This window comes from Tolypothrix sp. VBCCA 56010 (assembly GCF_050875635.1).
Lineage (GTDB): Bacteria > Cyanobacteriota > Cyanobacteriia > Cyanobacteriales > Nostocaceae > Hassallia.
In genome coordinates this window covers 1-10,537 of sequence record NZ_JBPAOH010000208.1, presented here as the reverse complement: position 1 = coordinate 10,537, position 10,537 = coordinate 1, and the positions used below count along the sequence as shown (strand labels likewise).

At 43.4% G+C, this 10,537-nt stretch carries 8 protein-coding genes; 3 read left to right on the top strand and 5 right to left on the bottom strand.

Annotation, left to right across the window (positions count from 1 at the left end):
* The coding region (locus AABK37_RS37450) for a beta strand repeat-containing protein (RefSeq protein WP_432556515.1) at positions 1-3,948 on the top strand (3,948 nt) is incomplete at its 5' end.
* Positions 3,949-4,656: 708 nt separating this feature from the next.
* On the opposite strand, the gene AABK37_RS37445 is transcribed toward AABK37_RS37450, so the two are convergent.
* Positions 4,657-6,372 carry a serine/threonine protein kinase gene (locus tag AABK37_RS37445; RefSeq protein WP_432556514.1) on the bottom strand — a complete coding sequence of 572 codons (1,716 nt, stop codon included), beginning with the start codon at positions 6,370-6,372 and terminating at the stop codon, positions 4,657-4,659.
* Between the two features lie 222 nt (positions 6,373-6,594).
* The gene (locus AABK37_RS37440) at positions 6,595-7,434 is read right to left on the bottom strand and encodes an alpha/beta fold hydrolase (protein ID WP_432556516.1); all 840 of its coding nucleotides are present in this window, start codon (positions 7,432-7,434) and stop codon (positions 6,595-6,597) included.
* A 321-nt stretch (positions 7,435-7,755) separates the two neighbouring features.
* Between AABK37_RS37440 and AABK37_RS37435 the strand changes: the two genes are divergently transcribed.
* Positions 7,756-8,301 (top strand): NADPH-dependent FMN reductase, encoded by a 546-nt coding sequence (locus tag AABK37_RS37435; protein WP_432556513.1) that lies wholly within the window; start codon positions 7,756-7,758, stop codon positions 8,299-8,301.
* On the opposite strand, the gene AABK37_RS37430 is transcribed toward AABK37_RS37435, so the two are convergent.
* Together AABK37_RS37430 and AABK37_RS37425 are read right to left on the bottom strand one after the other, a co-directional pair.
* Positions 8,263-8,448 carry a hypothetical protein gene (locus AABK37_RS37430; RefSeq protein ID WP_432556512.1) on the bottom strand — a complete coding sequence of 62 codons (186 nt, stop codon included), beginning with the start codon at positions 8,446-8,448 and terminating at the stop codon, positions 8,263-8,265. The two genes, AABK37_RS37435 and AABK37_RS37430, sit on opposite strands and share 39 nt — an antisense overlap.
* Positions 8,449-8,452: 4 nt before the next feature.
* Positions 8,453-9,562 (bottom strand): ferrochelatase, encoded by a 1,110-nt coding sequence (locus AABK37_RS37425; protein WP_432556511.1) that lies wholly within the window; start codon positions 9,560-9,562, stop codon positions 8,453-8,455.
* 233 nt (positions 9,563-9,795) lie between these two features.
* Between AABK37_RS37425 and AABK37_RS37420 the strand changes: the two genes are divergently transcribed.
* Positions 9,796-10,356 carry a hypothetical protein gene (locus tag AABK37_RS37420; RefSeq protein ID WP_432556510.1) on the top strand — a complete coding sequence of 187 codons (561 nt, stop codon included), beginning with the start codon at positions 9,796-9,798 and terminating at the stop codon, positions 10,354-10,356.
* On the opposite strand, the gene AABK37_RS37415 is transcribed toward AABK37_RS37420, so the two are convergent.
* Positions 10,339-10,537: hypothetical protein (locus tag AABK37_RS37415; RefSeq protein ID WP_432556509.1), on the bottom strand; the 199-nt coding region annotated here is incomplete at its 5' end. The genes AABK37_RS37420 and AABK37_RS37415 overlap by 18 nt on opposite strands.

Sequence of the window (10,537 nt, the reverse complement as noted above, 5' to 3'; positions counted from 1 at the left end):
AGCGGTCAAATTACAGCGTTTGAACACTTCTTGCAGTACGGTCAAATTGAGGGACGCAACCCTAATATATTCTTCGATACCAGTTATTATTTGCAACAAAACCCAGATATAGACGCAGCAGTAAAAAGCGGTCAAATTACAGCGATCGAACACTTTCTAGAGTTTGGAGAAAAAGAAGGTCGCAACCCTGGTAAATTTTTCGATACCAGCTATTATTTGCAACAAAACCAAGATGTAGCCGCAGTAGTAAAAAGCGGTCAAATTACAGCGATCGAACACTTTCTAGAGTTTGGAGAAAAAGAAGGTCGTAACGCAATTGCTTCGTATGACAATAAGCAGTATCTGAAACGATATTCTGATGTGGCAGATGCTGTGGTTAAAGGACAGTTACCCAGTGCATATAAACATTTTGTTGTTTATGGTGAGTCCGTAGAAAAACGTTTTGGTGTGAATACTGCACCAATGGCGATGGATGATACAAACAGCACCATTGAGGGAACGGCTATTAAGATTAGTGTTCTCGCTAATGACACAGATTTCAACAAAGACACCCTAAGCATCACCAATTTTACTAAAGCAGCTAAGGGAGAAATAGTTGATAACAAGGATGGGACGTTTACCTACACACCAAACAGCGGCTTCACCGGTAGCGACTCTTTTGATTATCAAATCACTGACTCGTATGACGGCATTGCTACTGGCAAGGTGAACATCAATGTAGTCCAAAAGCCATCAGTGACGCTGGCACTTACATCTAACAGTGTCCTAGAAAACGGTAATACAGGTTTAGCTTACACCTTCACCCGCAGCGATGTGACTGATAACGCCCTAACGGTGAATTTCAATGTTACCGGAGATGCGGTTTTTGGCGGAACCGATGCTGACTATACCCAGTTGGGTGCTGCTACCTTTGCGTCTGGAAGTACCTCCTCGTCGGGTATTGTACCTGGAATTGGCACGGTAATGTTCAAGCCTGGTGAGGGTACTGCGACAGTAACCCTGACTCCGGTTGGGGATACGTTGGTGGAAAGCGATGAAACAGTAGCTTTAACTCTGGCTGATGGTAATAATTACACCGTAGGCACTGCGACTGCTGTCACCGGGACAATTACTAATGATGACACATCAGTGACGCTAGCACTCGCGTCCAACACTGTCTTAGAAAACAGTCCTACAGGTTTGGCTTACACTTTCAAGCGCACTGGTGTAATTAATAACGAGTTAACGGTGAATTTCAATATTGGGGGAGATGCGCTTTTTGGCGTAACAGAAGCTGACTATACCCAGTCGGGTGCTGCTAGCTTTGCATCTGAACTTGGTACGGTAACGTTTGGCGCTGGTAAGGATACAGCCACAGTGACACTGACTCCAACCCTGGATACAAATGTGGAATCAGATGAAAAGGTTACTTTAACTTTGGCTACTGGTACTAATTACACCGTAGGCACTACGACTCCTGTCACAGGCACAATTAAGAATGATGATACATCGGTAACACTGGCAGTTGCACCCAGTGATGTCTTAGAAGACAGTGGTAAAGGTTTGGTTTACACTTTTAGCCGCACTGGTGTAACTGATAATGACCTAACGGTGAATTTCGGTGTTGAGGGAACAGCTACTTTTGGAAGTGACTACAGCCAGTCGGGTCCCACTACTTTTGCAGCAACAGGTGGCACCGTAACCTTCAAGGCTGATGAGAAAACGAAGACTGTTACCCTGACTCCAAACAAGGATGACTTGGCAGAATCAGATGAAACGATCGCTCTAACTTTAACTACTGATACTGGTTACACTATAGGCACTGCGAATGCTGTCATCGGCACAATTAAGAATGATGAACCAGAAGTGACGTTGGCAGTTACGCCCAACAGTGTCTTAGAAGACAGTGGTGCAAATTTAGTCTACACTTTCACCCGCTCTATTGTGAGTGATAAAGCCCTAACAGTGAGTTTCAAAGTTGAGGGAACTGCCTTTGCGGATGACTACACCCAGTCGGGTGCTACCATCTCTGAGTCTGGAATTGGTACAGTGACATTCGCTCCTAATCAGGATAAAGCGACAGTGACGCTGACTCCCAAGGCAGATAGCTTAGTGGAAGAAAATGAAACAGTAGCCTTAACTCTAACTAATAGTGCTGGAACAAATTACAGCATAGGCACTGCGAATGCTGTCACCGGCACAATTAACAATGACGACACATCAGTCACCCTGGCAGTTTCCAATGATGTCTTTGAAGACAGTAATACAGATTTGGTATACACTTTTACCCGCGCTGGTGTAACTGATAACGCTTTAACTGTGAATTTCAATGTTGAGGAAGGTGCGACTTTTGGGACTGACTACAAACTGTCGGGTGCTGCTAGCTTTGGGGTAACAAATGGGAAAATAACGTTTAACCCTGGTGAAAAAACAACGACACTGAGGGTGACTCCTGTGACGGATAACGTCGTCGAACCAGATGAAAAGGTTATTTTGACACTAACTGATGGTACAGGTTACAGCATAGGCAGTACGAAGACTGCCATCGGTACAATTAAGAATGATGAACCAGAAGTGACGTTGACAGTTACGCCCAACAGTGTCTTAGAAGACAGTGGCACTGGTTTAGCTTACACTTTCACCCGCTCTATTGTGAGTGATAAAGCCCTAACAGTAAGTTTCAAAGTTGAGGGAACTGCCTCTGCGGATGACTACACACAGTCGGGTGCTGCCAGCTTTGAGTCTGGAGTTGGTACAGTGACATTCGCTCCTAATCAGGATAAAGCGACAGTGACGCTGACTCCCAAACTAGATAAGGTGGTAGAACCAGATGAAACAGTAGCCTTAACTCTAACTAATAGTACTAATACAGGTTACAGCATAGGCGCTACGAAGACTGCCACCGGGACAATTACTAATGACGACAAACCACCAACTGTCAGCATCAGTGCATTTAATGCAACTGCTTCCGAAGAAGGTACTAATGGCACTTACCGCATCAGTCGTGGTGATGCGAACACCACTGGCGACTTGGCAGTGAATTTGACAATTGATGACACTGGCACGTATAAAGCTAGCGCAAATGATTACACTCTCAAAGTTGGTAACGCTACTCTCAATAATTCAAATCTGACAGTTACAATTGCCGACGGACAGTCTTATGTGGATGTAACTCTCGCGGCTACTGATGATGTTCAAGCTGAAGCAGATGAGACGCTGAAACTGAATCTGGCTAATGGATCTGCTTACAACATCGATACTACCAACAACAATGCGAATGCGACTGCGACGGTGACTATTGCTGCTAATGACACAGTGGTAACTAACACCAATGATAGTGTTAATGATTATACATTGCGAGAAGGGTCATTGCGGCAAGCGTTGCTGAATGCGATCGCCTTTGCTGGTGCTAACACTATCACCTTCCAACTCCCAACAGAACCGCAGACAATCACTCTCGCGACTGCACTGCCAACTATTACCGGTACTAATGCTAATGACACCACGATTGATGGGGGTAATGCGGCAAACCTGGCTCTAATTGGTAATAATAATTACATTATTTTCGATGTAAACGCGGTGAATGCTAACTTCAAAAACTTGACCATTGCTAATGGTACAGTGGGCATCTATCAATCTGGCGGCACAATGAATGTGACTGGTAGCATTTTCTCTGGCAACTCGGCAAAAAGATATCCATATTCTTACTATAATTCCCAAACAGGAAAGACGGAATTTGGGATTTATTATAGTGGTGGCAGCGCTATCCATATCTCTAGCGGTACAGCAACAGTGAATAGCAGTTCGTTTAGTAATAACACTATGGGAGATGGTGCTATATACAACAATTCCACCGCAGACAAATTGACTATCAGGGGCAGTACATTTACGAACAACAGTCCCGCCAGCGTTTATGGAAACTATACCGATGGGGGTGGTAATACTTTTAACACATCGGCTCAGGCATAAAGTCACATGTCATGTCATCTTCGGGTTGCTAAAGGCTAATTGTTAAAAGCAATTAGCCTGAAAAAATAAGATCCCCGACTTCTTTAAAAAGTTGGGGATCTCAATCGGGGTCAATTTTCATAGTGGAAATAGAATTGCTATATAGACTAACTGCGGCTTGGGCGTGGTTAGTCTATATTTGTTATTGTGCTACACCAAAGGCATCCTAACTTTTCACCTCATGTGAAAAAACATCACGAAACCTAACCTCCTTTCGTCATCCACATTAGACATCTCCAGAATTTAATTATGCGTTCCCCGAAACCCTTGGTAGGGACAATTCATGAATTGTCCCTACGTCATTTTCAACAGATGTCTATTGGTTTGAATCTGGTAGGGTGCGTTATGGACGGAACGTCCTAACGCACCGAAATCTGGGATAGTGCCGTACCCTCAGGCATAACATACCCCACAAAACTAGAAAATCTGGGATAGTGCCGTACCCTCAGCCATAACACACCCTAGAAAACTCTCCCCCGTGGGAGACACTAAACCTAACCCCCCAACCCCCTTAAGAGCTAGGGAAGGGGGAGAAATTAAAGCCTCTCCCGTAATAAAAGCTGCTCCTCTTCCCTCCCCTTGTAGGGGAGGGTTAGGGAGAGGTGGGGGAGAGGTTTGGAGAGGGGTTCAGAGGTAAATTTCATGACTTCCAGACATCCTCTGAGTAGGTTACAAATTACTCGGTATCGTTTTAAATCTCTTTTCCGAACCCAGCGAATAATCCTCTAACTTAAAGTCAGCAAAAGGCTTCTCCTCTAATCTATTTCTTAACGCTTCATCTAAAATCACACCTTGCGATTGTTTCTTCACCCCAATAATAATAATACTTCTTTGATAAGCTGTTGAATCTTGATTTGCTTGACAATCACTCCGCTGAAATTGACCCATATTTAACAAGCGATAACCTTGCACGCTTCTCGTCTTACTAAATATTTTCTTAACTAAAAGTTGTAATTGCTGAGAACGTTCAAAAGCTCTTTTTTCTTCGACTTCTACATTGCCTTCACAAGAAGCTGTACCGACAGAGATAATTTCACTGGGATTTTCCATGATTCTCTGAATACCTTCTTCTTCTAAATTAGACTTTAACGAGTCCAGATTAATCAGTTGATCGTTATATTTAACTTGATAATTACTGCCAAGCTGCCATTTATATTCAACTGATAAAACAGCAACGTTAAATTCAGCAACTCTGCCTTGACTATCTTTACCTTCTTCATAAGGAAAGTAATCAACTTTGCCTTTTCTTTCTGGTGCTTGTCCGTAATCTTCAGGTAACGAAGCTAATTTAGAAGAACGAGTTGCTAAGGCTACTAAACCTAATAATCCTAACGATACTAGCAACGCCGCAAATAATGCTAATAAAGGAAGTTTTTCCGGCTGCTTTTGCGGCTGCGGTGGTATTGTCGTCGTAGTTGGTTGCGGTAATTGGGCAGTTTTTGGACTTCCGACAATATTTACAGTCGCAATAGTTCCTGTTAATTGTTGTTCAATTGCCTCCAACCGTTTTATAATATCCTGAGCGGTAGCTGGACGCTGATTCACTTCCCGCACCATCAGCGAATCAATCAAATTTAACAGTAACGGTGAGATTTGCATGGCATGATTTTGCCAATGCAATACGTTATGATGGCTGTCGTACATCTCCAAAGGATGATACCCAGTGAGCAAAAATACAAAAGTGCGTCCTAAGGCATAAAAATCTGATTGCGCTACAGCTTGAGCGTTTATTTGTTCTGGTGCGCTGTAGCCAGATGACATAATTGCTGTAATTCCCCCACCACCGCTGCTGACTTTGGCAAGGTAGGTTCTGGTAACTTCTCTGGCTGTACCAAAGTCAATTAACACTAACTGCCCATCAGGGCGAATCATGATGTTAGATGGTTTTATATCTCGATGCAGATACTGTTTTGCATGTACCAGAGCTAAAATTTCTAACAACTGTCTTAACCAGTTTATAGCTTGTTCTTGAGAAATCGGGCGATTCTGCTGCTGTTTTAGCCACTGTTCTAAATTGGGACCTTCGATTTTTTCCATGACAATGCAGTGCAATACCAAGCCATTTCTGGTCTGATATTGAAAGTAACCATCCACTTTGGGAATACCCGGATGATTGAGATGTCCCAACACTGCTGCTTCTTGCTGAAATAATTCTACTGCTTTCGCATCAGTTGATAAATCTTCTTTGAGTACTTTGAGAATTTTCGGTGTGTCTTGTTCGTATGCTTCATAAACTTTGCCAAAACCAGTTTTGTCACTCAAAAGTCGCAACACCCGATAGCGTTTTAACAACTCAAGTTGGGAACCACAACTTTGACAAAAGCGGTTCTCATCGTTGTCTGGGTGGTTCGGTTTCGGGCAAACTGGATTAATACAAAAGCTCATGAATGTCGCTTCGCTCCAAGTAAAAAGTAAAAAGATTATTCCCTTCCCGCTCGAAGAATACCTATTTAACGAACCGCAAAGACACGTTCGCGTAGCGTCTCCGAAGGAGAAGGACACGTTCGCGTAGCGTCTCCGAAGGAGAAGGAGGAAGGAAAAGAAGATAGGTAATTTTGTCGCGGGAAGGGAGTAATTTAGAATATTTATAAGCGATCTTCTCGCTTACTACGAATGATGCTTCAAAAAAGCTGCTACGGTCGAGTTAAATGCTTGACTTTCTGTCAAAAATGCCCAGTGATTACCGGGTACTTGGCAGATGTCTAAGTTTGTTAGATGAGTTTTGTAAGGTTTAAGTTGCCATTGTTGACGGTTAACACCTTTTTCTGGTTGGATAAACAGAGTGGGAGTGTCAATTGTAACTGTTAATCCAGGAACTCGCATGACTTCTTCAAAAATGCGATCGCGTGCAGCTATTGTAAACTTACTACCCCAACTACCATCGGCTTTTTGTTCGATTCCAGCTTGAAAGACTTGCTGCTGTATAGAATTCCAAACAGCATATTGATTTAACTTACGCGCTTGCATTTGCGCTTGTTCTAAACTGGCAAATGGTCCCATTCCTTTGAGAAATGGCAAGACACGATACAACAACGGAAATGTCACCTTGAAGAAACTCGGTATTTTCCAAATAAAAATCGGATCTACGAGAATCAGACTCCGCAAACGTGCTGGATTTTGCTTTGCCCAAATGCAAGCTAATTTACCACTCCAAGAATGCGCTACAACATGAGCTTTTGACCATCCCAAACGATCCATCAGTGCTTCTAAGTCAGCGATCGCACTCTCAAAACTATAATCTGTTTCCGGCTTACTACTTTCTCCATGACCGCGCATATCTGGAGCAACTATATGGTATTTTGCCGCTAAGTAATCTCCCAAGCTTGACCAAACAACCGCGTTGTCGGCTAAACCATGCAATAGTAACAACGGTTCTTTACCTTGATTCCACTCTAAGTAGGATACTTGGATATCAGATTTCGATAAACTTTGACGTATAGGCTTCATTTGTAGAGAGGGGAAAGGGGAAGGGGGACAGGGGGACAGGGGGAGAGGGGGACAGGGGGACAAGGAGACAAGGGGACAAGGGGGACAGGGGGACAAGGAGACAAGGGGGACAAGGAAGAATTTATCCGATGCCCAATGCCCCATGCCCAATGCCCCATGCCCAATGCCCAATTACCCATTACCCATTACCCATTACCCATTTTTGAGTGCAAGAGGTTTATTGTACACATTTCGATAATAATCGCTAAAATATATTTATTCGTAATGACTCCGACTTGCATTTAGAAAAATGCTATTGAATCTTTATTAGGATGTTGGTTTATGGTAAAAATTGTTGCCATTGCAGGTAGTTTAAGACCGGATTCTTACAGCCAAATGGCTTTAGAATTAGCAGCGCAAAGAGTAGAAGCGCTGGGTGCAGAAGTCGAAATTTTAGACTTAAGGCAGATGAAGTTACCCTTTTGCGACGGGGGAAAAGAATATCCAGATTACCCCGACGTGAAACGGATGCTGGATGCTGTCAGTTCTGCGGATGGATTAATTTTAGCAACACCAGAATATCACGGCAGCGTCAGTGGTGTATTGAAAAATGCACTAGATTTGATGAGCTTCGATCAGTTCTCTGGTAAAGTAGCGGGATTAATTAGCGTCTTAGGAGGACAACCTAACAGCAACGCTTTAAATGATATGAGATTAATTCTCAGATGGGTTCATGCTTGGTGTATACCCGAACAAGTAGCGATCGGACAAGTTTGGAAAGCTTTCAACGCTGAAGGCAAGCTCTTAGATGATAAACTTTCTCAACGCTTTGACGAATTTGCCCAAAGTTTAGTTGAAAACACCCGGAAATTGCGAGGCGTGAGTTAGGGGAGACAAGGGGACAAGGCGACAAGGCGACAAGGCGACAAGGGGACAAGGAGACAAGGGGAATAATTCTTCTTTCCCCCCATCTCCCCCTCTCCTTGTCTCCTTGTCTCCCCCTCTCCTTGTCTCCCCATCTCCCCCTCTCCCCATCTCCCTAGTGGTGGTGATGATGTCCGCTGGCTAGTTGGGGATTAACTGCTGTTGCGTTTTCTGATAAGAGTTCGGCGATGTGAGCATTTGCCCATTCAGCTGCCACTGCTAGAAATTGAGGATCGTCGTTGACGCAAGCCATTTGTACGTACCCTACATCCGAATGTTTTTTCTCTAGGGCGTGAATAATGTGGTGAACATCCAAGAGAGTTTCGTGATTTTCTGTGGCAAAGCCTATCGGCATAAAGATAATCACTTTCGCACCCAATTGGATGAGGTTTTTTGCAGCTTGTTCGGCGTTTGGCTGCGTCCATTCAATTAAAGGTGTGTCATGGTTGAGCCAACCTACGGAGATGAGAGGATAGCGGTTAATTAACTTATCGCGTACTAAGTCGTAAAGTATCTGACTTTCGGTAATCCCGGAGGTAAAGCCTTTCGCTTTGTGGGGACAACCGTGATTCATCAAGACAATACCGATTTGAGAAGGTAGGTACGCGCTGGCTAAGTCAGCGTTAATTTTTTCTTCAACCAGATGAGCCATCAAATCGATGTAAGCTGGTTCGTTGTAGAAAGAAGGAATGTAGCGCTGTGCTTTAACCCAGTGTTCATTATCAGCGACTTGGGAAAGAGCATTGTTAACTTGCTCGATCGCTATGCCGCTGGTAAAGATAGAATCAACTACCAGCAACGGGTAAATTAGTAGCTTGTCGAACCCTTGATTTTGAATTTCTGTTAAAACTTGGTGGGGGAGAAAAGGAGCGCAGAAGTTGAAGGCTTTGAAAACTTGAACGCGATCGCCCCATTTTTCTTGTAAATTTTTCTCAATACCAGCGCGTTGCTTTTCAAATATAGCGTTATGTGGGGAAATAAAATCATGATGCGTGTGTCCCCATTCATGGCGATCGAATAACGCCAAAAGACGTGCCAGAGGTGGATAAATCCACGTTGGTACTGGTGCAAATTTTGCTGTCAGTAGATTTAAAGCTTGTTCGTTATAGTTAGCGAAGTCTTCATAACTTTCGACTTCGCCGTAACCCATAAGCAATACAGCTACTCGCTCTTGACCTGATAGATGCTCGTGTTTATGATCCAGTTTTTCCGGCGTAGCAACCACGATTTAATTCCTCAATGTAACCATTTATATCTAGGGAATTTTGTTTTTTCCCTTACTCGTATTTTAGTATCCCATCCAGGGGGATAGCACCTACGTGGACTTAAAAATTCAAAATATTAATTCTATGAGTGCGGTTTAATACATTTTTAGATAATTAAGTAAAAATGTTATATTTACGACAATAAAAGGCACTAGGCAATAAAGGTTATGTGTAAAAAATGCTAGTTGAAAACATGAACATAATTATTTGCCCTGGAATTCATGAGCCAGCCTTAACGGAAAAGTTTATTTCGGGGGGGCTAGAAACATATTCTCAAAGTCGAGAAAAAGCAGTGAATATACTGGAAGTGCCCGTTGATGGTTTTTCGGCGTTATCAGGATTTCATATTTTAGAGGTTTTAAATAATCGCCTGGGCGATCGCCCTAAATCGCCAGTTATATTCATCAGCTTTAGTGCAGGTGTAGTTGGGGCAATAGCCGCAGCGTATTCGTGGCAAATGTTAGGTGGTGATGTCAAAGCATTTATTGCTATAGATGGATGGGGAGTACCTCTGTGGGGCAGTTTCCCGATTCACAGAATGAGTCATGATTATGACACCCACTGGAGTTCTAAAATATTAGGAAGTGGGCAAAATAACTTTTACGCAGATCCACCAGTAGAGCATTTATCGATGTGGCGATCGCCCCAAACTATCCAAGGCAGATGGGTAGACTCATATGATGAAGTTTCCCCACCTAAAAGTCGCCTGACTGCGGCAGAATTTTTACAAATGCTTTTAAATCGTTATCAATAAAAATAGTCCGGAAAAAAGAGTAGGCAAACAGGAGTGAGAAATAGGGAATGGGGTATTGGGCATTGGGCAATGGGCAATGGGCATGGGGCATGGGGCATGGGGCATGGGTAATGGGTAATGGTTAATGGTAATTGCTACTCCATCATCTCCCCCCACTCCCCCCACTCCCCCACTCCCCCAC

Bases quoted from the DNA above. Each gene is read 5' to 3' on its own strand.
- AABK37_RS37440 (WP_432556516.1), bottom strand. From the start codon at position 7,434: ATGAAGCCTATACGTCAAAGTTTATCGAAATCTGATATCCAAGTATCC.
- AABK37_RS37420 (WP_432556510.1), top strand. From the start codon at position 9,796: ATGAACATAATTATTTGCCCTGGAATTCATGAGCCAGCCTTAACGGAA.
- AABK37_RS37445 (WP_432556514.1), bottom strand. From the start codon at position 6,372: ATGAGCTTTTGTATTAATCCAGTTTGCCCGAAACCGAACCACCCAGAC.
- AABK37_RS37435 (WP_432556513.1), top strand. From the start codon at position 7,756: ATGGTAAAAATTGTTGCCATTGCAGGTAGTTTAAGACCGGATTCTTAC.
- AABK37_RS37430 (WP_432556512.1), bottom strand. From the start codon at position 8,448: ATGGGGAGAGGGGGAGATGGGGAGACAAGGAGAGGGGGAGACAAGGAG.